Origin of the sequence: Salsuginibacillus kocurii DSM 18087 (assembly GCF_000377705.1) — a bacterium.
GTDB classification, from domain to species: domain Bacteria; phylum Bacillota; class Bacilli; order Bacillales; family Marinococcaceae; genus Salsuginibacillus; species Salsuginibacillus kocurii.
Genome location: NZ_KB898623.1, coordinates 833,486 through 859,642 on the forward strand (window position 1 = coordinate 833,486; position 26,157 = coordinate 859,642).

25 protein-coding genes are annotated in these 26,157 nt (G+C 42.9%); 6 read left to right on the top strand and 19 right to left on the bottom strand.

Features of this window, described 5'->3' with window-relative positions; translation table 11 throughout:
* Positions 1 to 28 precede the first annotated feature (28 nt).
* Complete coding sequence (locus tag D469_RS0104045) at positions 29 to 724, top strand: helix-turn-helix domain-containing protein (RefSeq protein ID WP_018922087.1); 696 nt, start codon at positions 29 to 31, stop codon at positions 722 to 724.
* 290 nt (positions 725 to 1,014) lie between these two features.
* Here the strand turns inward: D469_RS0104045 and D469_RS0104050 are convergent, their stop codons facing one another.
* Entirely contained in the window at positions 1,015 to 1,524 is a 510-nt protein-coding gene (locus tag D469_RS0104050) for a DUF3231 family protein (RefSeq protein ID WP_018922088.1), read from the bottom strand.
* 288 nt (positions 1,525 to 1,812) lie between these two features.
* On the opposite strand from D469_RS0104050, the gene D469_RS0104055 reads away from it, so the two are divergent.
* From D469_RS0104055 to D469_RS0104065, 3 genes are all read left to right on the top strand, one after another.
* On the top strand, positions 1,813 to 3,774 hold the full coding sequence (locus D469_RS0104055) for an aconitate hydratase (protein ID WP_018922089.1): 1,962 nt from the start codon (positions 1,813 to 1,815) through the stop codon (positions 3,772 to 3,774).
* Positions 3,774 to 3,962, top strand: coding sequence for a hypothetical protein (locus D469_RS19590; protein ID WP_018922090.1), 189 nt, complete (start codon positions 3,774 to 3,776; stop codon positions 3,960 to 3,962). The genes D469_RS0104055 and D469_RS19590 overlap by 1 nt, the downstream gene beginning before the upstream one ends.
* 208 nt (positions 3,963 to 4,170) lie before the next feature.
* Positions 4,171 to 5,004, top strand: a complete 834-nt coding sequence (locus tag D469_RS0104065) for a manganese catalase (RefSeq protein WP_018922091.1) — start codon at positions 4,171 to 4,173, stop codon at positions 5,002 to 5,004.
* Positions 5,005 to 5,111: 107 nt separating this feature from the next.
* Here the strand turns inward: D469_RS0104065 and D469_RS0104070 are convergent, their stop codons facing one another.
* The 7 genes from D469_RS0104070 to D469_RS0104095 all read right to left on the bottom strand — a co-directional run bounded on the left by D469_RS0104070 (position 5,112) and on the right by D469_RS0104095 (position 12,222).
* Positions 5,112 to 5,813, bottom strand: a complete 702-nt coding sequence (locus D469_RS0104070) for a TraR/DksA C4-type zinc finger protein (RefSeq protein ID WP_018922092.1) — start codon at positions 5,811 to 5,813, stop codon at positions 5,112 to 5,114.
* 220 nt (positions 5,814 to 6,033) lie between these two features.
* Positions 6,034 to 7,026: a nuclease-related domain-containing protein gene (locus D469_RS0104075; protein ID WP_018922093.1), complete on the bottom strand. Its 993-nt coding sequence runs from the start codon at positions 7,024 to 7,026 to the stop codon at positions 6,034 to 6,036.
* 278 nt (positions 7,027 to 7,304) lie between these two features.
* A complete protein-coding gene (locus D469_RS0104080; RefSeq protein ID WP_018922094.1) occupies positions 7,305 to 8,066 on the bottom strand; it encodes an SIMPL domain-containing protein in 762 nt (253 codons plus the stop codon).
* Between the two features lie 120 nt (positions 8,067 to 8,186).
* Positions 8,187 to 8,969, bottom strand: a complete 783-nt coding sequence (locus D469_RS0104085) for an ABC transporter permease (RefSeq protein WP_018922095.1) — start codon at positions 8,967 to 8,969, stop codon at positions 8,187 to 8,189.
* On the bottom strand, positions 8,962 to 9,603 hold the full coding sequence (locus D469_RS0104090; protein ID WP_018922096.1) for an ABC transporter ATP-binding protein: 642 nt from the start codon (positions 9,601 to 9,603) through the stop codon (positions 8,962 to 8,964). Before D469_RS0104090 ends, D469_RS0104085 begins: the two co-directional genes overlap by 8 nt.
* 162 nt (positions 9,604 to 9,765) lie before the next feature.
* The gene (locus D469_RS21955; protein WP_156816890.1) at positions 9,766 to 9,936 is read right to left on the bottom strand and encodes a hypothetical protein; all 171 of its coding nucleotides are present in this window, start codon (positions 9,934 to 9,936) and stop codon (positions 9,766 to 9,768) included.
* A 213-nt stretch (positions 9,937 to 10,149) separates the two neighbouring features.
* Positions 10,150 to 12,222 (bottom strand): cation:proton antiporter domain-containing protein, encoded by a 2,073-nt coding sequence (locus D469_RS0104095; protein ID WP_018922097.1) that lies wholly within the window; start codon positions 12,220 to 12,222, stop codon positions 10,150 to 10,152.
* A gap of 246 nt (positions 12,223 to 12,468) precedes the next feature.
* On the opposite strand from D469_RS0104095, the gene D469_RS0104100 reads away from it, so the two are divergent.
* Positions 12,469 to 12,708 (top strand): hypothetical protein, encoded by a 240-nt coding sequence (locus tag D469_RS0104100; RefSeq protein ID WP_018922098.1) that lies wholly within the window; start codon positions 12,469 to 12,471, stop codon positions 12,706 to 12,708.
* 405 nt (positions 12,709 to 13,113) lie between these two features.
* Positions 13,114 to 13,731: a superoxide dismutase family protein gene (locus D469_RS0104105; protein ID WP_018922099.1), complete on the top strand. Its 618-nt coding sequence runs from the start codon at positions 13,114 to 13,116 to the stop codon at positions 13,729 to 13,731.
* 73 nt (positions 13,732 to 13,804) lie between these two features.
* On the opposite strand, the gene D469_RS0104110 is transcribed toward D469_RS0104105, so the two are convergent.
* From D469_RS0104110 to D469_RS0104160, 11 genes are all read right to left on the bottom strand, one after another.
* On the bottom strand, positions 13,805 to 14,233 hold the full coding sequence (locus D469_RS0104110) for a hypothetical protein (RefSeq protein WP_018922100.1): 429 nt from the start codon (positions 14,231 to 14,233) through the stop codon (positions 13,805 to 13,807).
* 65 nt (positions 14,234 to 14,298) lie between these two features.
* A complete protein-coding gene (locus tag D469_RS0104115; protein ID WP_018922101.1) occupies positions 14,299 to 15,687 on the bottom strand; it encodes a DUF2254 domain-containing protein in 1,389 nt (462 codons plus the stop codon).
* A gap of 235 nt (positions 15,688 to 15,922) precedes the next feature.
* On the bottom strand, positions 15,923 to 17,041 hold the full coding sequence (locus tag D469_RS0104120) for an NAD(P)/FAD-dependent oxidoreductase (RefSeq protein WP_018922102.1): 1,119 nt from the start codon (positions 17,039 to 17,041) through the stop codon (positions 15,923 to 15,925).
* Positions 17,042 to 17,132: 91 nt separating this feature from the next.
* Positions 17,133 to 18,155 carry an AbrB family transcriptional regulator gene (locus tag D469_RS0104125; RefSeq protein ID WP_018922103.1) on the bottom strand — a complete coding sequence of 341 codons (1,023 nt, stop codon included), beginning with the start codon at positions 18,153 to 18,155 and terminating at the stop codon, positions 17,133 to 17,135.
* Positions 18,156 to 18,250: 95 nt separating this feature from the next.
* A complete protein-coding gene (locus D469_RS0104130; protein ID WP_018922104.1) occupies positions 18,251 to 19,735 on the bottom strand; it encodes a tripartite tricarboxylate transporter permease in 1,485 nt (494 codons plus the stop codon).
* Positions 19,736 to 19,753: 18 nt separating this feature from the next.
* The gene (locus D469_RS0104135; protein WP_018922105.1) at positions 19,754 to 20,293 is read right to left on the bottom strand and encodes a tripartite tricarboxylate transporter TctB family protein; all 540 of its coding nucleotides are present in this window, start codon (positions 20,291 to 20,293) and stop codon (positions 19,754 to 19,756) included.
* Positions 20,294 to 20,455: 162 nt separating this feature from the next.
* Complete coding sequence (locus tag D469_RS0104140) at positions 20,456 to 21,559, bottom strand: tripartite tricarboxylate transporter substrate binding protein (protein WP_018922106.1); 1,104 nt, start codon at positions 21,557 to 21,559, stop codon at positions 20,456 to 20,458.
* A gap of 129 nt (positions 21,560 to 21,688) precedes the next feature.
* Entirely contained in the window at positions 21,689 to 22,402 is a 714-nt protein-coding gene (locus D469_RS0104145; protein WP_018922107.1) for a response regulator, read from the bottom strand.
* Complete coding sequence (locus D469_RS0104150; RefSeq protein WP_018922108.1) at positions 22,399 to 24,090, bottom strand: ATP-binding protein; 1,692 nt, start codon at positions 24,088 to 24,090, stop codon at positions 22,399 to 22,401. The genes D469_RS0104145 and D469_RS0104150 overlap by 4 nt, the downstream gene beginning before the upstream one ends.
* A 206-nt stretch (positions 24,091 to 24,296) precedes the next feature.
* Entirely contained in the window at positions 24,297 to 24,923 is a 627-nt protein-coding gene (locus D469_RS0104155; RefSeq protein WP_018922109.1) for a YczE/YyaS/YitT family protein, read from the bottom strand.
* Between the two features lie 123 nt (positions 24,924 to 25,046).
* Positions 25,047 to 25,751, bottom strand: a complete 705-nt coding sequence (locus D469_RS0104160; protein WP_018922110.1) for a helix-turn-helix transcriptional regulator — start codon at positions 25,749 to 25,751, stop codon at positions 25,047 to 25,049.
* Positions 25,752 to 26,157: the final 406 nt, after the last annotated feature.

The window sequence follows — 26,157 nt, forward strand, 5'->3', positions numbered from 1 at the left end:
CCTTACTATGAAAAAGGAGGGACGGCTCATGCAGCATCAGACTAAAATTTCTTATCGAAAAGCATCATCGCCGAGTTTAGGACCTATTGTCTTGTTTCACTCCGTTTCTCCGTCATTTTCTGAAGAGATGGAAGCAACTCTGCCCATCAAATGCATTACGTTTCAAGGAAAAGATCTATTATTAAACCTTGAAGATCTATCAGCTTCCTCTATTGTTTTTGTTTATGTAAAGAACAAGGAAGCGTTGGGAGATATTGATCCCACTCTCTCTTCAAAAGCAAGGCTTGGCTTGATTGTCTCCTCCTATGATGAATTCTTTATGAAACAAAAGATCACTGAAGGCTTTAGTCATTTTTATTTAGAAGAAAGGCCATTAAACAAACAAGCAGATTGCTTGCTTGAAAGTCTGGAATACCCTTCCTACATTGACCCATTTCTGCAAAATCCTTTGTTGACTGAGTTACAAAGTCTCATAAAAAGGGAAACTCAAGAGCCAGAAAATCTTCAAATTAGAACAGATAAGGCAAGTACAGTTTTACGACCTACGGAAGTGAAGATTTTAGCTGAAGTCTTAAAAGGGAAGTCTAACACCCAAATTGCAAAAGACTGTTACCTTGCGCTATCTACTGTTAACAACCATGTCTCCCAATCTTCCAAAAAAATGAAGGCCAACAACCGTTTTCATATGATTAAGCGAGCCATTGAATTTGATTGGGTGGAATAAAAAGCTAGTAGACCATCCAGTCTTCTAGATGGTCTACTGGGTTACTCCTTTAAGGCTCAGCTTCATTAACTAATTTTTTTATCAATAAGCTTTGGTAAAGTACTGTCTGGATGTTCCTCGAGCTTTCCAAACATACCAACAGTGCCTACCTATATGTCAAATAACTCCTTAACAGCCAGCCAATCAGTATAGCTTTTGCCTTTGTACATAATCATTTAGCACGAATGACTTTCCTATTAAAAAGCCCCGTCTATACCGTTAGCAGAATAGACGGGGACCTAGAAACGTTATTAACTATGCTGTTCCGGAGCCTGCATTGGCGGGGTAACAACCCAGCCTTTTTCTTTATTCATGCGCAAAAGTTCCGCGCCTTTTTGGGCTTTATTCACATGAATTTGGCCGAACATCATCGCAATATCTTCTCTTAACGTTTTAGCCATTGCTTGACTGCAGGCAACTAAGCCGAGCCCGATGTCTCTAGATAAGGCAGCTGAAATCTCTGGATCTGTAATACGGGCGCCAGCTGGAATATCTTCCATCCGGGCTTCCGCTCGTTCTGGCGGAGCTGGCGGTAATACCACTCCGTTTGCTTTTAATATCTCTTCGATATCTTTAGCCTCTTTCCGGTCTTGTTCAACCAACCCACTAAGAAAATGATGTAGATCTGTATCACCACAATGATTCATCATCGTTTGGTTTGCCGCAATTTTACCTTTCAACCCCGCTAAAAATGTCCATAAGTCAAATACTTCACCATAGTGAAGAGGCTGCTTCACTTGTGTACCTTCCATTACTCCCATAGCTAGTTTCCTCCCATTCGTTATAATTAGGCCTCATACGTTTCGCTCTATTACAATGGATCGTTTGAGAGGGCTGATGATAAACTTACCTGCCTCTATTTTGGTTTTTTAACTGTATCACCACTGTCCATATATCAAGCTATTTTCAGCCCACAACATTTAGATTAATCCAGTCACTTATGAATTATGTAACATTTTTCACTCATCTCCCTCCTTTCTTTTCCTCATATTTTTTTGAAGAAAGGTTAAGCTATGCAAGGCGTAACTTTGAGGATGGGAGGTTCTAGCATGGGACAGAATGTAACCCAAAAATTATTGCAAGAGCACCTGATTCATGGAGAGTTAACAGCAGGTGAAGAAATCGCAATTCAAATTGATCAGACGCTTACACAAGATGCTACCGGCACCATGGTTATGCTTGAACTTGAAGCAATGGATTTGGATCAAATAAAAACCGAAGTATCGGTGCAGTATGTTGACCACAATTTAATTCAGGATGACCACAAAAATCCCGATGATCACTTATTTTTGCGCAGTGCAGCAAAACGGTTTGGCCTGCATTACAGTCAGCCTGGAAACGGTGTCAGCCACCCTGTACATATGCAGCGAATTGCAAAACCTGGCAAAACACTGCTGGGTTCCGATAGTCACACATGTGCAAACGGATGTATGGGAATGATCGCCATCGGAGCGGGCGGTATTGATGTGGCGATGGCGATGGCGGGAGAACCTTTTTATATGAAAATGCCTGAAGTGATGGGGATTGAATTAATTGGCGAGCTGCCACCTCGAGTAAGCGCCAAAGACGTCATTTTAGAATTGCTGCGCCGCCATGACGTAAAAGGCGGAGTTGGGAAAATTTTAGAATATCACGGACCAGGTCTTAATAAACTGACGGCTATGGACCGGCATGTCATCGCTAATATGGGAGCTGAATTAGGGGCTACTACCTCGGTATTTCCAGCAGATGATGAAATCAAACACTTTCTTCATTCCCAGCACCGGGGAGAAGAGTGGTCAGAATGGGTGGCAGATATCGGCGCGAGCTATGATATCGAAGAAACTATTGATTTATCGACACTTGAGCCTTTAATTGCCAAACCTTCAAGTCCAGGTAATGTTGTTCCCGTTACTGAAGTTGAAGGGGAACCGATTTACCAATCCTATATCGGCTCTTCAGCGAATCCCGGCTATCGTGATTTTGCTGTAGCCGCAGAAATCGTGCGCGAACGGCAAGTGGCTGCTGGCGTTTCTTTAGACATTAACCCGTCTTCGCGGCAGATTCTTCAGGATTTGACGCGTGAAGGAAAGTTGGGCGATTTAATTGCTGCTGGAGGCCGAATTCACCAGGCTGGCTGTAACGGCTGTATTGGCATGGGCCAAGCTCCGGCCACGGGCCGAAACAGTTTGCGAACAACGCCTCGTAATTTCCCAGGCCGTTCTGGAACGAAAGAAGATAGTGTTTTTCTTTGCAGTCCAGAAACTGCCGCCGTTTCAGCTTTAGCAGGAGCCATCACCGACCCTAGAACGGTGCAGGAAAGAGAGCATGTAACGCTTCCGACAGCACCAACTGTTGAAGATCAAGCACTTGAACCACCGCTCCCGTACGCAGAAGCACAAGATGTAAAGCTAGAGAAGGGACCAAACATCGGAAATATCCCAACATTAAAAGAGCTGCCTGACGAGTTTGAAATCCCAATTCTCTTAAAGGTCGGAGACAACATCTCAACAGATGAAATCTTAGCCGGAGGCGCTCGTGTGCTGCCATACCGGAGCAATTTAGAAAAAATAAGCGAATTCACCTATGAAATTGTAGACCCTGGCTATGTCGAGCGAGCAAAAGCTTCTAAAGATAGCGGCGGCCACATTATTGTAGGCGGCTATAACTATGGTCAAGGCTCAAGCAGAGAACACGCTGCCCTTGCTCCAAAATATTTAGGCCTGCAAGTTGTTATTGTAAAAGACTATGCTCGCATCCATTTACAAAACCTAATTAATTTTGGTGTTCTGCCTCTTTTCTTTTCAAACCCTGACGATTATGAGCAGCTACAGCCTGGTGATATGTTGCAATTTACGAATATAAGAAACCAATTAAGCGCATCAAATAAAATTGAGGTGAGCTTAGAAAGCAGCGGAAATACGTTGTTGCTTGAACACAACCTTTCTGCAAGACAGCTTGACCTAATTTTGGCAGGCGGTATTATTAACTGGGTTAAATCAAGAATGGAAACAACGGAAGGAGGAGCCTAATGCCTTTTGCACGAAACTGCCCAGCTTGTGGTGGAACAGGACTATTAATGGATGATGAGGAATGGCGCTATACGTGTTCGATATGTGGAGGAAACGGGGAAGTCGACATTCAAGGTGATATTGGGATGAGCACCCGTTCTACCTCCTCCTATCCGGATACTGACGAAATGAACCGGACAATCGATTAATTTGCAGAATAGTCCATGCAGGGTTTCCCTCCCTTAGCATGGACTATTGTTCATCTAAGCTCTAGTGATGGTTCCTTCATCTTCGTCGCAGAAAAAGACACTAGAGGAATGACAGTCCTCCGGTTAATAATAGCTGTTTATTCATTAAAAATTAACTAACATGAAACAAGCTTCATGCTTTATATAGTAAAGGAGGGAGGTGCGAAGTATGTTTTACCATGTAAAAGAATTACAGTACCATGCAAAACCTGAATGTCCAGACCCCGTGTTTGCAAAAAAACTACAAGAAATTCTAGGCGGCCAATTCGGGGAAATTTCTGTCGCACTGCAATATTTGTTTCAAGGCTGGAACACCCGTTGTGATGCGAAATATCGTGATTTACTTATGGATACCGGCACAGAAGAACTCGCTCATATTGAAATGCTTGCGACAATGATTGCCCGGCTGTTGGAAGGAGCTGATGTTCAAGCTCAGGAACAAGCAGCGCAAGACCCAGTGCTTGCAGCCATTATGGGAGGAATGAATCCGCAGCATGCCATTGTTTCCGGCCTGGGGGCAATGCCTGCTGATAGTGTCGGAAATCCATGGACGGCCAGTTATATTAATGCAAGCGGTAACTTGTTGGCGGATTTTCGTTTGAATTTGACTTACGAATCACAAGGGCGCCTCCAAGCCGCGAGATTATACGAACAAACCGCGGATCGTGGTGTTCGTGATATGCTTTCTTGGCTGATTGCAAGAGATACTATGCATCAAAATATGTGGTATGCCGCGATTCAGGAGTTAGAAGAAAAAGAAAATATTGTTGTTCCAAGTACATTTCCGCGTGAGTTGGAAAAACAAGAAGTCGCCTACACGTATTTCGATCTCTCCCGTGGCACCGAATCGGAAAAAGGACGTTGGGCGCACGGTCGCAGCATGGATGGCCTCGGCTATTTCACCTACCAATACTGGCCACCGCCATTTGGAGAAGCCGTGCACTTACGACCTGCCCCACCGTATATGTTTAACACTCCTCTGCCACCTCCTAGTAAAATGTAAAGATCCCCGTGCGGCGCATAAGGTGGCCGCGACGCAAAGAGGAGCGGCCCATTTTTCAGGCAGCTCCTCTTTAAATTAATAGTTTTCCTAAAGCTTAAAACACCTGTTCAATCATACTTATCCTCTTCACCCAAGGCGGCTTCATCCTCTTCTACTTCTAATTCTCTTTCATACCGTTCATGAATTTCATTCACGCCGTCGTATTTCCCATCGCTGTCTGCAAGTGCAAATGTTTCCACATCTGCGTGATTCTCTATGTTCTGCTCAACGGCTGGATACGTTTCTTCATCCTCTATATTGTCCACTTGATATATATCGGATGGGGTTTCTGAACTCCCATAGCGACTTACGCTTTGCCACGCATCTTCCGCGTCAAACATGACATGTTCTTCTTCATGAGAAGAGGCGATCGGATCAGCCTTTAAGTTATCTTCTTCCACTGGACGTCTGTCGCGAATGGGTTCATGAGAGGCATGTTCCACGCAGCGCAACGTAGTGGGAATCACTTCTAAGCGCTCCTGCGGAATATCTTTTCCACAAATTTCACAACTTCCGTACGTGTTATTGTTGATCGCCTGGAGCGCTTTATCAATATCTTCAAGCTCTTCACCTTCATGTTGAGCAATCGCTTGGTCCTTTTCTCGTTCATACAATTCCGTCGCACTATCCCCAGGGTGGTTATCGTAGCTGGATAACTCACTTGTAGTTTCCTGAAGTGAGCCATCTTGATGGTGAGAAAGCCTCGCTTCGACGTGTCGCCTCCTGTCCTCCAATTCATCCTTAAACTTTTCGCGCTGTTGTTCGTTCATAGCACCCTCCCTCGCTTGCGCCATTCATAGTGATTGATTCTACCTATAGGGTTTGTCTATAACAGGCTTCTTATGACAAAAGATGCGGAGAATTTGATGAAATACAGACTTGGCGATTGAGCTATTGTCTCACTTTTGGTGAAAAACGTATTAAATTTTTGTCGAAACGTCCAAGTGAAGCGCTTACACGTCCAAATTGAAGCATAAAACGTCCAAATACTTATGAATCGCTCAGCTGAGAAAGCGAACAGTGGTAGAGGCGTCCGCTTAAGTCTAAAGGGTAATGTCTGGAAAATGACTTAATAAAACGGTGCGTTTGTTGCCGATTCTCACTCCTCAAAAATGCACGAATTTCCGCAGAAGTAAAGCTTGAATTGACTAACAATACATATTCTTTAATCGACTGAATATGGGCTTGTCGGTCATGAGCGTCACATGCCTGGCACCTCCACCTACCCCACCACCATTTCATGCTAGGCGTTTCACATTCCTTACATACAACACCTGTAACGAGGTCTTGAGGAGACACGTTGAAGTATTTCAATATATCTTTATAAAACGGGCGGTGATCAGACAAAATCAACTGTTGCAATTGCTTTATGTCGATAAGCTGTGACGGTTCAGAAGCAGAGAGAGGTTCATCAGTAAATAGGTAAGGGATCTGCGCAGCGTGGATTAGAGAAGGAGTGACGGTATCCGGGCCGCCCGTGGAACGGAGAATTGTCGAAGGCTTGCTAATAACTACATATGAACGCATGGGGCGCGGTTGTAATTCATATTGAACGAGCCATGTTCTTAACTGCCTTTCCTGCAGCTTTACTTGTAATAAAGCATTAGGAAAGCCTTCTTCTACATCATTCACTGTTCTGACCATTTGATTATGTTCATAATCAACATGGAGCGTGCCCGATACGTTTTTTATTTCAAGCAAAATCAGTTCCGCTTTCGTGGCTAAGAGCGTGTCAATTTGAAAGTAATTGACCTTATTAAATGAATTCATATAAGGGAGACGGACATTATGAAAAACAGAATACGTATCCTTGGGAAGAAATGATAAGTAATACTCAACCGCTTCCTCGCCGCGGTGTCCTTTCATCTGTTTTGCGTGTTCATATTCAACCTTCGGATAAGCTAGGTGAGTATTTGGAAGGCGGCGAAGCAGAGCCTGTAATTGCAGGAGATAAAGCGGGGAGGTGCGTTTTTTAAAAATCACGGTGAAACCCACTCCTTTCGAGGGTCCCTACTTATTCGACGTATTTTTCTTAAATCCTCTACGTTTCTAATATAAGAAGCGCCGTAATGCTACGGCGCTTCTTATATTGTTAAGGAAAAGCGTCCGAGAATCTTGTCGAAGTGTCCACTTTAAGAAAAAAACGTATCAATTTTTTGTCGAAACGTAACAGAAATTTGTCGAAACGTCCAAGTGAAGCGCTCACACGTCCAAATCAGCCTCCATGTAGCCACCCTAACAGCTCAGGGGCATCTCCACTATTATTCCAATCGGTACACAGCGTCTACCCGCTGTACAACTTCAATTTGGCCAGCTTCAATTTCAGTTGTTCCCTCGCCTTGGTCCGCGTCTATTGCATCCTCTGCCACTTCTTCCTGTGCCATATCTTCTGTAGGCACTTCTACTTGTGCTTCTTGATCAATAATTTGTACGATTTCCCCACGCGCTTTTCCGGCACCTTCAGCTAAGGCCTCAGCCCGTGGTTCGGTGTTTTCAATCGCTAGTTGAGCAGCTTCTTGCTCGGCTTCAGTCGGATCATCGAGGGTAAAGCGTGTTTGTTGAATTTGATTCGCTCCTGCTTCTGTTGCGATATCTATCAGTTCGCCGACGCCATCAATGTCTTCATATTCAATTTCGATAATATGATGAGCACGGTACTCTTCTTCTCCTTCATCTGGCTGACGCTGTGGCTGAACATGATACTGGACCGTTTCAATCTGTTCATCTCCCACGCCTACATCAGAAAGGGCACTGCGGACCGACTCCACACTTTCTGTTACATCATTCTGAGCTTCATCTGCTGACCCGTGTACAGCTTCAGCACCCAATCGTACATAAGCCAAGTCGGGATCAATGCTTACCTCTCCTTCCCCACTTACAACAACAGTCCCATGGTCACCCTCCTCAGCATCTAAAGTATTCGAACTGTCTGAGGGACCAGGAACAAGCACAGTAAATAACATGCCTAAGCCAACGAGAGCTGCTGCACCTGTCCCAACGTAAATCGTACTTTTACTTTTCATTCTAAATCCCTCCAATGAGTAGGGTTCATTCCCCTTCTATTTCATTGGACGAGATCACTACTGTACAGTTACATCCTCTACCAGATTTATTCAAATCTATCCTATGTTGCAAAAGGTAAGTTACTCTCGCAATTGATCTTCTTCATTAAAAAATACCTTATAGCCGTTTTGTACAAAAATAATCACTGTGAGCGCCACCGCCCCCGATACGCCTAATAAAATGGCAATTTGGTATTCAATGGCTGTGAGCGGATCGACTCCTGCCAAAATCTGTCCTGTCATCATGCCTGGTAAAAACACGATCCCTGTCCCCACCATAGAATTAATCGTCGGTAAAATCGCTGCGTCAAACGCTTGATCAACGATTTTCCGCGTCGCTTCTTTTGGTGTGGCTCCCATCATTAGAGCAGCCTCAACTCGTGCACGCTGGTCTCTAAGCCCTTCGACTAACGTTTGCACCCCTAGTGTTACACCGGTCATTGAATTTCCAATAATCATGCCTGCAATCGGGATAAAATAACGTGGGTCATACCACGGCGAAAATTGTATGACGATTACATTAAAATAAAACAGACTTACCAGTGAACCAACTGCCATCGATATCGCAATAATTACTTTCATCTCACGGTTCAACTGCCCGCGTACTCGCTTGAATATATTTTGAATCGCAAACCCGACCATTATGACAAGCACAGCCAAGGTCAATAACGGATGAGGATGTTCAAACAAATAGATTAACACATAGCCCACAAGCAGCAGCTGAATCGTCATCCGAAACGTAGAAATGAGAATTTCTTTATCACGCGGGATTTGACGAATTTTCACCACTATAAGTAAAAAGACAATGAATATATAAGCTGCAACGAGCTGCCATAGGGTCAGTTCTATAATTTCTTCATTCATTTTCTCTCCCCCCATTCAAGGCAAACGGGGAAATATCGACCACCGTGTCCGAAAATTCCTTTGCAATTTGCATATTATGAGTGACAAACACCATCGTCTTTTTTTCCTTTTTTACATGTGAGACGAAACGTTCCATTACATCCTTTTCCAAATTTTCATCCAACGCAGAAGTAGGCTCATCCAGCAAATAAACTTGGGGAGTAAGCAAGGACATCCGGGCCAGCGCCAACCGTTGCTGCTCCCCGCCTGACAACTTTGTAGCATCTGCTTCCAGATTCTTATCTAAATAAAACTGCTGGATAGCCTGCTCCATCTCTTCTTTTGACGGCAGATTCTTTTCTGTTAACCGAGCCCCTGCTTGCAAGTTTTCTTCTACTGTATCACCAAATAAAACAGGGTCCTGCGGCAACATCACAACCTCTCTCCGCAACTCAACAGGCTCCCATTCAGCAATTAACTTCTCATTAAAGTAAATCGTGCCCTCGCTCGGGGTATGCATCCGGTTTAATAATTTAAGCAGGGTCGATTTGCCACTTCCACTTTCGCCGACAAGGCATGTAATCTCACCCGCGCGAATATAAAGCTCATCGATTGCTAAGATGTCTTTATACTTTACTTCTTCTAACTTAAACATCGCTTCTCGTCTCCTTTAGCTGTCTACACTCTCCATCATGGGGCTTCTCCTGCTAAGTATTCCCTAAGTATAGCAAAGGTACTTCGCCAGTAAAAAGTGGCACTCTTCCTGCCCAGCATAGATAAAACGCCGTTGATGACGGCGTTTTATCTTCTTCTACGCTTATTTTCTCCTTGCGGGAACACGTTTCATCACTTTAAAAAACCAGGCCCGGCGTTTATAAACAGGCAAGCTTTTCACCGTTCGGTTGTTCAACGCTTTTTCAACACCTGATTGCCTAAGGTCGGCTTCCTCTTGTTCATGCCTGGCAATTGCGTTGGAAAACCGCTTCACGTCTGGTTCAATCCCTGTATACTATTTCCTTGGCGACAATAGACCTCTTTTCTTTCATTTGGCGTACTCAATAAGATAACGATTGAAAACCGTAAAGTGTTTGAAAAATTTTAAAACATTTAGCTGCTCACTCGATTGTATATGTAACTATCACCATTATTAGGTAAATCTAAATAAAAAGAGCTGGGAAGCTGAAAGTACACCCCGGCTCTCTTACCTTTGCTTTCCTTCTTTTTTTATTAACGTTTCTAGCGGAATCTCTGTAGCAGTAGTTCCGCGTTCTTCCATTTGCTTTCTTTCTGTCGGATAAAGAATGAGGAAGCTTTGCTCTGTACTTTTTTCCAGTTTGGTCGGTAATTTGTTAAGCTCTGGGTGCCAGGCAATTGTCCCTTTCCTGCAACTCATAAGCACTACCAACGTGTCGTTTTCCAGACTGCTTAATGTTTCGGTGAATAACGCTTTCCAACTTTCTGTATGCCTGACCTTTATTTGCAGATCAGGTTTCATCTGCGCAAAATAATCTTGGTATATGGAAGCCGGAGTCGATATGGTTACACAGCAAAGCGTGGCGCCAATGTTTTTTGTGATCAATTGAATTCGTTGCATGGCTTCTGAAAATCCCGCTGTATAGTACATACCTTTAGGTAAAATAACGAGCACCCGGCGCAACGTGTCCAGTGGTTGTTTGCGATGTAGAATCATAATACTTTGCGTCGTTTGATTTAAAAATTGGTCCATAATACTTCCAAAAACACGCTGTGGCATGTTTTTCTTCGTTTTCCACCTTGTAATTACCAACGTAATACGCTCCTCGATCACTGCCTTCCCCATCGTATCTGCCACGTTGTGTCCCACTCTGGTAACTGCTTGCACTGGTACTTCCGCGGCAGTGGCATAGTCAGAAGCGTCAGCTAATAATTCTTCCACTCTCGCTACTTCTTTCTCGATTTCTACAGAGGGTGGAATAATGCCTAGTGAATAAATTGGAGGGGTACCGATTTCGGGCTTTCTTAGCATCATCGCAAGATCTAATAGGCCTTGCATAGATTCTGGACTAGTCATTGGGAGCATAATACGCTCAGAGCGGGTCCTTGTTTGCTCAGGGGTGCGCCTTTCTTCATTGAGCAAGATATACCGCCCGTACTTCTCTATCATAGAAGGCCCTAATATACACGTCACCAAAATCATGACAATAACTCCATTTACCGAAGATTGATCTAACAAGCCTAAATCATAACCAACTAAAGTAGCAGCCAAGGTAGCAGCCGCCTGAGGGATAGTCAGGCCAAACATTACATTTACTTCAGCTTGATTGTATCTATACCTGTACCTTGCAAAGAGAGATGCCGTAAACTTGCCAATAATCACCCCGGTAACAAGCAGTCCTGTTAAAATTAACGTTCTCGGCTCACTAACTAAAAGACGTACATCCATTAACATGCCCACTGATAATAAAAAGAATGGAATAAACAACGCATTAGCTGTAAATCGGATTCGATTCATTAATGGACCACGCTCAAGGATCAAGCGATTGAGTGCAAGACCGGCTACAAATGCGCCAATAATCGGTTCAAAACCTGCCACTGTGGCAAAAAATGCAGAAATAAATAGGAGAACAAAAATAAAGGTAAAAACGGTAATTCCTTCTGTGGTGACATGTTGAAAAAACCATCTCGTAAGCAGCGGAAAACCGATAACATTTAACAGAATAAGAAAAAAAAGCGACAACATAAGAACTGAAAAAAACATGGCATTCAGCTCTCCAGAAACCGAACCTGCCACAATAGCAAGAACAAGGAGAGCCAACGAATCTGTAACCAGCGTTCCCCCTACGGCGGTGGTCACAGCTTTGTTTTTCGATAGGCCTAACCGGCTTGCAATTGGATAACCGAGCAAGGTATGCGAAGAAAGAATCGACCCAAGTAAAATCGATGCTGCCAATGAATAGTCAAGCCATAACCCTACACCGGTTCCAATTAAAAACGGAAAGAAAAATGATAAAAAGCCAAAACGAAAGCTGCGGTTGCGGTAGTTCTTAAAACCTTCAATATCCATTTCCAACCCGGCAATAAATATAATCAGCAGCAACCCTACCGTTCCGAGCAGTTCAATAGTAGATCCTCGGTGCAAGAGGCCAAAGCCATGAGGGCCAATAAGAATGCCAGCTAATATTGGTCCAATTAAGCCAGGCAATTTCAAGAAGCGCATGGCCATCGGCATCAGCAAAAAGATGATCATGCAGATTAAAAAAACGAGGACAGGGTCGCTTATTGGCCGTTCAAACATAAGCATCGACCTGCTTTCGTGATGTACAGCTCGTGATGATACATCTAGTCCCTTCTTAACGCATGAGTATGTTTACACCTTGAGCTTCATTCTCCTGAAAAACAAAACGCAGGCCACACGTTGCAAGCAAGTTCACTTAGAAAGAATTGGATTTACCTGCTATTTTCATATTCTTTTCAACTAATATATACGTTTGAAGCGTTGCAAGATGGGGGTACTTTTTTTATAGAAAGGTGGGATGCACACATGACACAAAAACGATTAAACACATTGAAACCTGGACAACACTATACAGCACAGGAATTAGATAGTTTTGTCTCCACGACCGATGTAGTGCTCTTATCCAACAACGGAAACCAACTTTTCACAGAACCAGACCGTGAATATAAGGTTGTCTCTGAATTTGAGGGGTTTTTTGAACATTCATCCACAGACGGGGAGAAATACTTCCGAGACAAGAAAACGTATGTTGTGGATAAAGCCTAAAAATACGATTAAACTTTTTGCTAACAAGGCTGTCCCCAGAGGGCAGCCTTTCTTATTGGGCTCCAAATGAAAGATTCAGCTGAAGCTCCCAGTAACTCTGGGGTTCTCTACTAGGACGCTGATGTTGAAAACGTCCAAATTACGAGCGAAACGTAAGAGAAGTTTGTCGAAGTGTCCAAGAATCCTGTCGAAACGTCCAAATTGAAGCTAAAACCGCCCAGTTTTTCCCAAAAAACGTCCAAATTCCTTTACTTGTGCGTAAACCTGTGGATAGTTTTACGCCAGGTGGGAGATTTCTTTTTATCTGTAATCATAGACTCAACTTCACTCAAATCAATGTCTAAACTTTCATACATTTGGTAATCATAGATAAATGAAACTGATAGAGTGGAGGAGTGAACACTTATGAAACAAGCAGTAAAAGCAAGTATAGCTTTCCTGCCCTTTATTTTTGCGATCGGATGCATGAATGAAGTAGGAGAAGAGGAGAGTGAGGAAGATATTGCTGAAGTGGATGCCCGTGGTGAAAATACAGCCGAAGCCTATGCTGAAATGATGAATGTGGATGGCGACCAAGTGGGACTGGTCACCTTCACCGAAGAAAATGGTGCGGTCATGATTGAAGCTGAAGCAACCGGCCTTACCCCTGGCTATCACGGTTTTCATATTCATGAACATGGAATCTGTGAACCTGTGAATGACGAACCATTTGATTCTGCTGGCGGCCATTACAATCCGGAAGACGAGGTACATGCTGACCACGCCGGCGATATGCCTTCATTATATGGAAAAGAAGATGGAAGCGCTTATTTGAAAACGTCGCTTGACCGCTTCCATCCCGGCCAACTCCTCGAAGATGAGGTAGCAGTTATCATTCATGAAGAGGCAGACAATTTTGCTCACATCCCTGAGCGGTATCAGTCCACAGAAAGTGATGAACCCGGCCCTGATGAAGAAACATTACGAACAGGAGATTCTGGTGAACGCTACGCCTGTGGAGAAGTTGTGGGTACTCAAGAATAAAAGGTTCTGTAAAAAAGCCCTGACCTCTTTTTAAAGGAGGGGCAGGGCTTTTTCTGTGGATTATTCTACTTTATCAACGATCTATATCCACAATAGCTTCCTCATTTTGTAACACTTGCACCGCTAACTCTTCGATTGCGCTATATTGACCTTCCACCTCATCAGCTGCTTCTTCGCCGAGCTCCTCTGCTTCAGCTTGTGCCATCGTTTCTTCTGTGTAGATCATTACTGAAACGGAAGATTCTTCTTCTATAATATCCACATCTGCCACATCTTCTCTAGCTAAAAGTTCCTCTGTTAGTTCATGAAAATCAGATTCCACATCAGCTTGTGCAAAATCACCTTCTTCCTCCGTCTCGCCATCTAGGTCTTCTTCTTCTTGTTCTACTACGTCAGCTGGTTCCTCCTTCGTATCTTCTGGCGCTTCCTCTTGTCCACAACCATTTAAGAGTAATAGCAACGTAAAGCTGGAAATATAGATCGATTTTCTCACAACAACCACCTTTCTCGTTTCCTCCTCCGACACAATCAACTAGTAAAAATCACCTAGTTTTTCAACTCAAGTTGCTACAACTGATAGCCCCCCCCATTTATATCATTCTCCAACTCGTTATAACTTTCTATCTCCTCAGCTGAAACTGCAAGCTGCCGCAATAAACTATGAAATTTTTTATTCTCATACTTAAACCTTTCTCCGGAGTTGTAACGACGGGCAATTCCCTCGGCAAATTCCCAACAACATTTGATATCCTTCATTTCGACTGATTCTGCCAGCAGCGTTAAAGCTTCTAAAACATCATTTATAAGGATCGGATCGTCTTTTGCATAGTAAAGAATGTGGGCAAACGACACGTTTAAATAATAATCAAACGATTCATTTGGAATAATTAAGCGCAAATCATTGTTATCATCCGTCAAATAAGGAGCAAATCTCGTAATCGTTGCAATGTCTAATAATAGGTCCGTCATTTGATATATTACGTTTTTGGCTGTAGCAGGATCATCATTGCTGATTGCTTTAATTGCAATTTCTTTTAATTTATTTACTCCGAACTCTAAGTCCTGGACCTCAGTTTTTTTGTTACCAAAATAAAGTAAGTTTTGATAATTGTACTCGTTTACTTCCTGACCATTTTGTGGCCAATAAGATAAAATAGGGATCCCTTTCGTTACAAAATCGCCAACTCGAACTTCAAGGCGAATGATAATATCATCTTTTGAAGCATTTTTTATCATTTTTTTATAATCGACAATTTGTAAAAAGCCTGGTTTATCCGAATAAATGGTATAAGCATCTTTTCTAGATAACTCCTCGCCTGTTTTATTTGGCTCATTTGTTCGAAAAGGCTCGAGGTCTTTTCCCAACGTTTTCATAATTTTGCTTTGCGATTCCACTTTCATGTTGTGCGTCAACATCGGAACCTGCATCCACTTAACCGAATGATTAATAAAGAACACGAAATTACCCATGGCAATAAGCGTAAGAGCAAACGAGGCGAACGGGATCGCTACATACGTGTCCATTAGATTTTCGTTCAACATAAAAAAAGCAATCATTAAATAAATGAAGGTTGCATTAAAAATACCCAGTACGTGCTGTGTTTTAGAATCAGCGATAAAATTGAGCATCATGCGTGGTGAAAATTGACCAGAGAATGTAGTTAAAATAACTACTGTCGAGTTAAAAGTGAAAGCATTTAATGTGATTACACCAGCAAGCAATGTGCTAACCACAGTATACAAAAATTCATGATGAATGATAAAAGTTGTAGGGACATGTTCGTGCAGCCCAACGGAAAAATCCAGCCAAAATGCCACAATAGCCAACATGATAGCTAGAATAGCGTAAAGAACAGAAGAAAACCATAGATTAGCTCGAAGTTCATAACCTAATTGACGACGAGACATGCTTGCAATCCGTCGAAGTCTTCTTGGTAGAAATTTGCGAATTAGCATCTAAGGTCTTCCTTTCCTGCCTAAAGTGTAGAAACAATAAAGATAAAAAGGAGGATGAGCTTGTAAAGGCTCATCCTTTCATTCACTTCTTTATTACCCTGTCTGTCTGATTTGTAACATTAAATTTTAGGGGAATGCTAGAAAATCTACTAATCCATTACAAAATACAAGCTTTTTTGTGGATAAGTATTGATACGCAAGCTCCGCCTTTTTTAGCTGTCACTTTCCACATCATCTAGTGGTTAATTGCTGCTTTAGGGTCATAATGGTCAACTGCTAGTTCACAACCCGCTCCCATCGCAAGCTGAGCCAATTGAAAACCAAGGTATGGACCTGTGGTTAACCCGGAAGCTCCCAAGCCATTGATGACAAGCAGATTTTCATAATGAGGTATTTCCCCAATTAACGGAAGAAAATTAGGGGTGAAGGGGCGAAAACCGACACGTGTTTCCACAAGAGTGCTGTCAGCTAACCCCGGCGCTGTAGTTAATGTTTTATTTAATATATCTTGAACGCCACCAGCTGTGACACGATGGTCAAAACCTACCTCGTCTTCATGTGTGGCTCCTGCGACAATACGACCTTGCTCAAAGCTGAGAAGATAATGATTGCTTGGCGGCATAACGACCGGCCACCCACTCGTATTTTCGCCGGGCAGTTCAAGATGAAGGATTTGAGCACGCTGCGAGGTTACTGCAAATGAAAGACCTAATGGGGTTAAAAGCTCCCTTGCCCAAGCACCTGCAGTTATCAACACCCGCTCTGCTCGTATTTCTTCTCCATTTACCTGCACTCCATATACATGTTGACCAATTGGGGATAAGACAGCATCGCCTTCAATAAAAGTGGCTCCGTGTCGTTTGGCTGCCCGCAGCAGAGCTTTTCGGAGCCTTCTTCCATCCACCCGCGCTCCGCCACTTACATGAACAGCTCCATACTCCTCGGAAAGCGGTGGAAATAGCCGGTTGGTTTCTTCTGGAGAAAGCTGGACAGCCTCCCCAATCTCCGGTGCGTCTTCTCTTCGCATTCGTGCACGTTCAACCATTTGTTCTAATTTTTTTTCATCAGTATGCAGGTGTAATGTCCCCACCTGTGCATAACCTGTTTCTGTTTCGCCTTCTTCTTTTAAATTCTGAATCAATTGTGGATAAAATTTCGCTCCTTGTTTCACCAGCTGGTACCATGCTTTATTTCGCCGCTGGGTAAGCCACGGAGAAACAATGCCCGCTGCAGCATTTGTCGCCTGGCCAGGCTCTTCACGGTCAATAATGATAACTTCCGCGCCGGCCTTGGCAAGGTGATAAGCTGTAGAAACACCAGCAATCCCCGCGCCGATTACAACGTATGGTTTCATTCAAAAAACACCTTTTCTGTTAAGATCTCATTCGCTCTTATTTTATCAAGCTGGCACAAAGAGTAAACCCAGACAGCGAGTAGAGGTGCCACTACATTTTTTCCACAAGCTTTAATATAATGGGAAGAGCTAAAAAGACACTGATCACGCGGATAATCTGCAAACTAGCTACAAGAGTTGGCTCAAGCCCTAAAGCAAAAGCTGTTGCAGCCATTTCAGCAGCCCCTGCAGGCACAGTGCTCAGGAGGCTTACGACATAAGATACCTCCGTAAACAGCCAGAAAATAAACGCCAGGAAAAAACTTAAAATAAAAAAGAGACCAAGCACTTGTGCACTAACTCCACCAATTTGTTTCAACCTGAGAAATGTTGGACGGTCAAATCGTACTCCTACCATAACACCTATTAACGCCTGCCCAATTCCTCCAATATAAGTAGGCACATCATCAATGTGAAAAATAAAATCACCAAACAAAAAGCCGAAGGCAATCGCGTACAACAGGGATCCTGCCGGAATTTTGATCCGAAAGTTCAAATAAAACGCTATACTCATTACAATCAAAAAAACAATAATGTGCTCCAGCGTCAATGCACCCTCTGCCACCTGTTCCGGCCCGGCCTCTGCAGCTTCAGCCCACAAGCCGGCGATCAGTGGAATGAGCAGTACAAAAAAAGTAATTCGCGCCGTATGAAATGCTGCCACAATTCGATTGTCAGCTCCATAATCCCCGCTTACGCTTATAATTTCAGAAGCACCGCCGGGAATACAACAAAATAAAGCCGTGCGTTTATCCAAAATGCTGGACCACTTATACAGCAGCCAGCCAAAAAGCAGCCCGCCAGCAAGGGTAACTATGATTGTAATAAACAAAGGTAGAATATAGACCCCCAATACGCTGAATAATTCCCTTTCCATTAGCAATCCAATATTCGTTCCCACCAAGGTAAGGGCAATCTTAAACGGCCAGCCTTCATAACTGACGTCCGAACGCAGCAAGCCATATAAAATCCCGGTCAGCAATGCACCCAAAAGCCAGCCGGCAGGCACGTTCAGCATATTAAAAACAGCACCGACCCCTAGAGCTGCCAGGAGTACCCCTATTGCACGCATCATAATCCCCACTCCATTCTGATGCTTACTTCTATGTCCACAGCAGAAGGCTCTCGCCGAGATTTATATTCGGACCGAGAGCCTGGCTATGTTTCTATTTATTTGCGAACAAATTTAATTAAGCGAATAACCAGCGGAACCACTAAAGATAAAGCGGCCAAAATTAACAACGTCAGTGAGATAGGCTGGTTTAAAAAGATCATCCAATCCCCTGTGGATATCTGAAGAGCCTGACGCATATTTTCCTCCATTATAGCACCTAAAATCATAGCCAGAATTAATGGAGCAGCTGGAAAATCATTCATCCTCATGAAAAATCCGATTAATCCAAAGATTAGTACGAGAAATAAATCAAACGGATTAAAACTTAAGCCGTATACCCCAATCATACAGAAAACGATAATAAGAGACAAAAGCATCGCCCTCGGTACATTTAAAATCTTTGAAATAAGCGGGATTAAGGGCAGATTCAACACAAGCAAAAAGATGTTTCCGATATACATACTAGCCACTACGCCCCAAAACACATCAGGCCGGTCTTCCAGCATCAACGGCCCAGGGGTAATCCCCATAACGAGCAATGCTCCAAGTAATACGGCCGTCGTACCCGAACCAGGCACACCCAGTGTCAAAAGCGGGACAAATGAACCGCCAGATGCTGCGTTATTAGCTGCTTCAGGAGCTGCGACACCTTTCACATTCCCTTTTCCAAATGTATCTCCATCTTTAGCAATTCGTTTTTCCATCGAGTAACCTAAAAAAGAACCAATCGTTGCCCCGGCACCGGGAAGGACTCCGGTAAAGAAACCAAGAACCGAACTCCGGCCTACAGGCGGAGCAATATCGCGCATTTCTTTTTTGGACAATTTCAACGAGCCAAGCGAATTTTGTTTAGATGCACCTGTACGTTTTTTAAGGAGGACAAACACTTCACCGAGTGCAAAAATCCCTAAGGCAACTATAAGAAAGTCAATACCATCAAGCAAGTTCACATTGCCAAACGTATAACGGGCTGTGCCGGTTTGCAAGTCCATTCCTACTAGAGAAACCATTACGCCAAATACTGCAGCAATCAGCCCTTTTATTAGAGATTTCTCAGAAAGACTTACTACCGCGGTTAAACCAAACACCATCAACGCGAAATATTCAGCTGGTCCAAAACTAACGGCTACCGTTCCTAAAAGAGGCGCGATAAACATTAGACCAACAATACTAATTGTACCGCCTATAAATGAAGAATAGGCAGCTATGGCAAGCGCTTTTCCTGCCTGGCCTTGTTTTGACAACGGATAACCATCAAATGAAGTTGCCACTGTGCCTGCCACACCTGGGGCATTTAGTAAAATAGATGAAGTGGACCCACCAAAAATGGCGCCGTAATAAACACCAGCCATCAAAATTAGACCGATTGCCGGATCCATTCCATAAGTGACTGGGATCATTAAGGCCAAAGCACTGATCGGGCCAAGACCGGGAAGCATGCCAATTACTGTTCCAGCCACTACGCCAATAAATACAAACATTAAAGCTTCAGGCTGAAGAGCAACACTAAAGCCATAGAGTAAATTTTCCCATGCGTTCATCGCTGACTCACCTCTCTTTTAAAACGGCAGCAACCCTGGTGGCAAATAGACACCGAGTCCTCGCGTTAAAATAAAATAAAAACCAAAACTTACTGTCGCCGCAACAATTCCATTAATCAAATGACGGCGATAGCCATAGAACAAGGTCATTCCAAAAATAAAGACTAAGGTAGTCAATACAAATCCAACGACTTCTAATAACAAAATGTAAAGGCCGACTGCTGATGCGGTAACTACTACCTGCGTTCCAGGACGACTCCAAAATGGTTCAGCAGGGGTAGACTCACTCTCGGTATCATCTCCGCTGCCTGCCTCTCCTCTGCTGCTTTCAGATGCCTGTTCTTCGTCTTTTTCATCCGTTTTATCTCTTTCAAAAAACAGTGCCACGGAAAGAACAAGCATTGAAAATCCTAGTAGTTTTGGAAATAAATCAGAATCAACTGGTCTCGGAAGTGCGTACTGCGGAATCTGAAACGCCTGAAATAAATATAAACATGAAAATAGGAAAAGAATGAGAGCAATAATTTGATTGGTTCTAAGTCGTTTCAATAATGACACGAGGCGGCCCCCTTTCCTTGTTTTAAAAAATAACTCTTCCTTTCACCATAAAAGTGGAAAGCCAAAATGTTTTTATTGTTCCTTATTCGACAAGATTTTCACTGCCATGGTTAAGGAAAAAATAGGAGGAGGAAGCGGCTCTGCCCCCTCCTCTTCTTTTTACTATTCAACTAGGCCAATATCTGTCAGCACGTCTTCAAACAATTCATACTGTTCGTCTAAGAAAACATCGAATTCCTCACTCGGTTGATAGTTATCAATCCAGCCTAGATCTTCCGCTTGTTCTTCCCATTCATCAGTTTCTATCATGTCTGCATACATTTCTTCATAATAAGCAACCGCTTCTTCAGACATATCCGGTGGCCCCATGATGCCTCTCCAAATGTCAAACGTGTAATCAATGCCTGCATCGACAAATGTTTCCGCACCTGCCTCGTCCAAGCCGTCTATCGACTCCTCGGCAGAGTAAGCTAATGGCTGAAGTTCCCCGGATTCAACTTGGCCAGTGGATTCTCCTACGCCCGTAACTACAACGTCTACATGGCCGCCCAGCAAGTTAGTCATGGCTTCGCCGCCGCCCGAGAAGGGTACATAGTTCACGTCTGCCGCATCAACCCCGTATTCGGCTGCTGCACCGGCAAAGGCAATGTGGTCCATGCTTCCTGCAGCTGAACCGCCTCCAACAGAAACCGCTCCAGGATCTTCTTCAATAGCTTCAAATACGTCATTTATCGATTCAAACTCCGACTCAGGATCTACTAATACGATAGAGTAATCCGTAATCAAATTAGCCACCGGCGTAAAGTCCGTATGGTCATATTCAGATGTCTCAGTAAGAGGCACTAAAATAATTGGAGGGCTTGCCGCGAACAAAGGCTGGTCTTCACCAGCATGACCGGCGATTTCTGCCCAAGCAACCGCGCCGCCGCTGCCGGGAACATTTTGCGGAGCGAAGTTCACTGGTGCAAGATCTTCGTTTTCAATAACTTGCGCTGTGGTACGGATCAACGTATCCCAGCCGCCGCCAGCATCTGCCGGAGCAATATATTCGACATCATTTTCAGGCTCCCAGTCACCATCGACTTCACCATTATCATTTTCTTCGTCAGTTTCTTCCTCAGCTTCATCTTCAACCTCTGCTCCAGCTTCTGTATCTGCCTCTTCTTCAGTAGGATCTTCAGGCGGATCCCCACAAGCTGTGATCATTGCAATTGAAAGTGCAGAGACCCCCGCAACTTTGCTGAAGCGCTTACAAAACCGTTTCAATAAAAAAACCTCCCTTTGTTTTCAGTGTGTGATGAATTAGCTCCATCTTATCTGAAAACACAGAAAGGAATAAATATTATAAACATAAACTGTATTTTGTTCATTTTGTTTAGGAATAAACTGGAGATTTTAAATGAATAAATAGCGGCGCTCAGGCCGGCCAACCTCTCCATAGCTAACTTCTGCCCGCACTTCTTCGATCGAAATTAAATATTCCAAGTACCTGCGGGCTGTCGAACGACTCGCCCCGATTGCTTTTGACACCATAACTGCCGTAGTTCCCTGTTTCCCATTTTCTTGTAAACATGCTCTAATATTTTCAAGAGTTACATGGTCAATTCCTTTTGGTAACTCTTCTGTTTGCTCAGATGCTTTCGTTTGCAGCTGAGTACCCCCGTATCTCAGCTGATCTAATTCTTCTTGTGAAATTTCTGAACGTTCGGAGAGTGCTTGTTTTTCTTTCTTATAGCGTTGCAGAGTTTCAGCTGTCCTCTCTTTTTGGACAGGCTTCATAATATAATCAAAAATCCCAGCCTGTAATGCTTCTTGAATGGTGGATGTTTCATTGGCAGCAGTCATCATAATAATATCTATGCCAGGATACGTGCTGCGAATATGCCATAACAGCTCCAATCCTGTAACATCTGGAATATATATATCTAAAAGGATCAAATCCGGCAAAGAGAGATCAGATTCGAGAAATGACTTCGTTTCTGCCCCGGTTTTTGTGGAGTGAACCACTTTGAAGGAAGGAAGTTCTTCCACAAATGCTTTATTGATCTCCGCCACGCGAAAGTCGTCTTCTACAATAAGAACAGAGTAGGTATTCGCAATGTATCTCACCCTGATTCCCCCTTTATTTCCATACCCGAATATTTTGGCAAGGCAATGACAAAGCAAGTTCCGTCCTGGTCGCTTTTCTCCACAAAAATTGTGCCATTCAAATCAGCCACAGCTGCGGAAACAAGAGCAAGGCCGACACCGCGATGTTTAGCTAAGGTTTTAGTGGAAAACCCTTTCTGAAAGATGTGGTCAATCTTTGCTTCATCAATACCCGGTCCGTTATCTTCTACTTCAAAAATGAGATCAGTTCCAATATCAGTAAAAGAGATAGACACATGTGGTGAATCCTCTTTAGTTAACGTAGCTGCCTCAACAGCATTTTCTATTATATTCCCAAGAATGGTAACGATATTTTCCCGTTGCCTTTTGTTTAACGGCTCATTTAACTGGCTGGATTCTTCGATAGTCATGTCTACTCCAATTTCACGAGCCCGGTTCATTTTGCCCAACAGCACACCGCTTACCATCGTATCGGACACATTGGCCACCAAAAAGCGCATCCAATCTTGCTGGACTCGTGTTTCTTGGTCAATAAATTCTACTGCCTCCGGCAACCTGTTAAGTTGGAGCAGGCCCGAAATGGTATAAAGCTTATTTGAGAATTCATGTGTCTGGGCCCGCAGACCTTCTGCGTATTCCTTAACGTGGGAAAGTTCTTTTGATAACTCTCGAATCTCTGTACGATTTCTAAAAGTAGAAACCGCTCCTGCCAATTCACCTTTACTATAGATAGGTACTCGATTGACTACAAATAATTCGTCCCCAATCCAAAGTTCATTATTAAAGTCGGGTCCTCCAGTCTCAAGAACATTTATAAGTCCTGTTTGTGGCAAAACCTCAATCAACTCTCTACCAATCAGCTGCTCATTATCCTTTGCATCTGTTGATAAATAAGCTCTTGCCGTTTGGTTGATCATAGTAATCCTGCCAGCTTCATCAATCGCTATCATACCTTCATGGATAGATTGAAGGATCGCTTCTTTTTCATCAAACAGCTTTCCAATTTCTTCAGGCTCTAAGCCATGAATGGATCGTTTAACATGAAGTGAAATAATAAAAGCACCGGCAAATCCAAGGCCCAGCACCGTCGCAATAATTCCCCATGTATCCGCTAGATAATCCCCTGCTGATAATTTCACATCTTCTTGTAAAAATCCGACAGAAACCACACCAATAATGTTTCCGCTTTCATCAAACACGGGCGTTTTTCCACGGATAGAAGGACCAAGGGAACCAACTGCTTCAGACACGTATGACTCCCCGTCTTCCAGAGCGCGCTCATTATCTTCTCCCACCATCTGATTACCTATCCGGTCCGGCAATGGATGTGAATATCTGATTTCCTCGGTATTCCCCACCACCACAAATTCTGCTCCCGTTTCTTCTCGTACATTTTCTGCAATGGGTTGAATAGTAAGTGCCGGCTCTGCATCATCGAATGCTTCACTTACAGCCGGTATAGAAGCAACACTCAAGGCTACACTCAAAGCTTGTTCTCCAGTATGTTCCCAAACTTGCTGGGAGGACTGCTGGGTAAAATAGATCCCGAGCGCCAGCACCATTAAAGATACAAGCGCGCTCATAAGCAGTATCATTTTAGAAAGTAAACTGATGCGGAGGAATGGTGGCTTTTTGTAGATTTTTTTGCGAGATGCCGAGACACTTTTCTCATTAAATAACCACTTCATATTTCTTCTCCTTAATTACTTTGAAAAAAGTAATGTTTGTAACATTATGTCATACTATAAGATTAAGCTGAACCTTAAAACCCTAGAATATAATTGAAAATAGAGGTTCAATTATATTCTAGGATTTATGCCTAATCATTAACTAAATCCAAAGTTATCAAAAGAGACTACCCTACTGGATAGCCTCTTTTGATAATACCTAAAAATTATGAAGCCATCCCTTCATGAATAAGACGACTTTTAATACTTGAAACTGGTTTGTAAAAAGCTTGAATAAGCGGGCCAATACCGAAAGCAACAAGTACAGTGCCTATGCCAATTGGTCCTCCTAATAAAAAAGCAACAATTAATACCGAGACTTCAATGACTGTTTTTGAAACAGACATACTTTTGCCTGTACGGTACTGCACTGCCATCATCAAATTATCAATTGGGTTCCTGGCAAATTCGATTTGAAGATAAAAGCTTACGCCTATAGCAATTAACACAATTCCACTTATCAACATGCCAGCTTGAGCAGGGACGGCCCCTGGCTCTACGTTTCTAAACACTACTAAAAGCCAAAAATCGATCAATACGCCAATTAAAAAGATAGTAAGCACAGCTGAAAAATCAGGTTTCTTTTTTAATAAATAGCCATTTATCAAAATCAGCAAAAAACCGATAATAAAAATCCAACTACCTACCGTGAGGCCAATATTCCAAGACAACCCTACATAAAGAGCATCCCAGGGGCCGGCACCCAAATCAGCCACTAGCATCATGCTGATCCCAACTGAAAGGATCCCCAATCCGACTAGATAAAAGAGACTCTTGATTACACGTTCCCTCATCAGCTACGGCTCCATTCCTAAAATCTTGCAACTACGCTATCATATCATGTATAGAGCTCTTCTTCTATTCCTCTTTTGCCATTGGGGTTTTTAGCTGCTCCTTTAAAACACAGCCTTTACCTCTCACCTTAATAAATCAAGTTCAATGACACGCTTAACGATGTGTGTTCGATCATTGGCTTGAAGGACTCGCGCAATATAACTAATATGATTATTTACAGTTGAAGGAGCTATATAGCACTCTTTAGCAATCAACAGGTTGTTTTTCCCTTTTAATAGCTCATTGATAATTAAAATCTGAGTGTTACTAAATAAGCATGCTGCTCGTTGAGTACACAATGTTAACTGATTTTCCTCTTCCTCCGCTTTTTGCAGCTCTGCTTGCTGAATTTCTTCAATTAACGTCTGCTGTAATAATGGGTCAATGTAACATTTATGCTGCCAAAGTAATTGAAAATGATCTATTAGTTCAACGGTCTTTCGTTGAGTTGAAAACACATGAGTCACATTCATTTGTAATAACGCTTGAAGGCGGTCAGAATCCTCTGCTTCAATAATAGCAGCTTTTCGATAATAAAAGAAATCGCTCTCAAATTGATAAGGAGAAGACCAATAGTCCTCACTCTCTTCCGGAGATAAAACGACTAAGCCAGATTGTGTAGGAAAAGGGGTATTCATACTTTTTTGGAGAAGGGCAACTGTGAACCATTGGTTGTTTTGGTCTTGAATAACCTCATGTAAACAAGGGTCTGTCCATTGAAGAAGTATAACAGGTTGTGAGGCCATCCATTGTACTTTAGGTTTTGTAGTTTGCGTCTCTTTAGTCATCTACTCTCACCCTTCCACAAGTTACAGAAAAATGAAAAAATTAAGATTGATATTTAAGCTGCACTTAAGCCTACATCTGTTACTTTAGTGATGTAGATTGAAAGTGAATACTTTTTCCTATTTATATAATACCATATATTCGCTGAAAATGGACGTTGATTGCAATACTTACGACATATTTCGCAAGCTTTTAATTGAGCTATTTATTCTCTACTACACTTACCTTTCTCTTCTTAATATAAAGTGCCCTTTCGCAAAAGAGACTGCTTTTTTCTAGGTTTTGAGCCAAAAAGAAAGCTCTCATTGTTTACTTATAAGCAACAATAAGAGCTTTCTTTTTTTTTGGCTCTGTTAAAGGCGTAAAGATCGTTACTATTCCGAAAAGGTCTCCTTTCAGTCAAGCGAT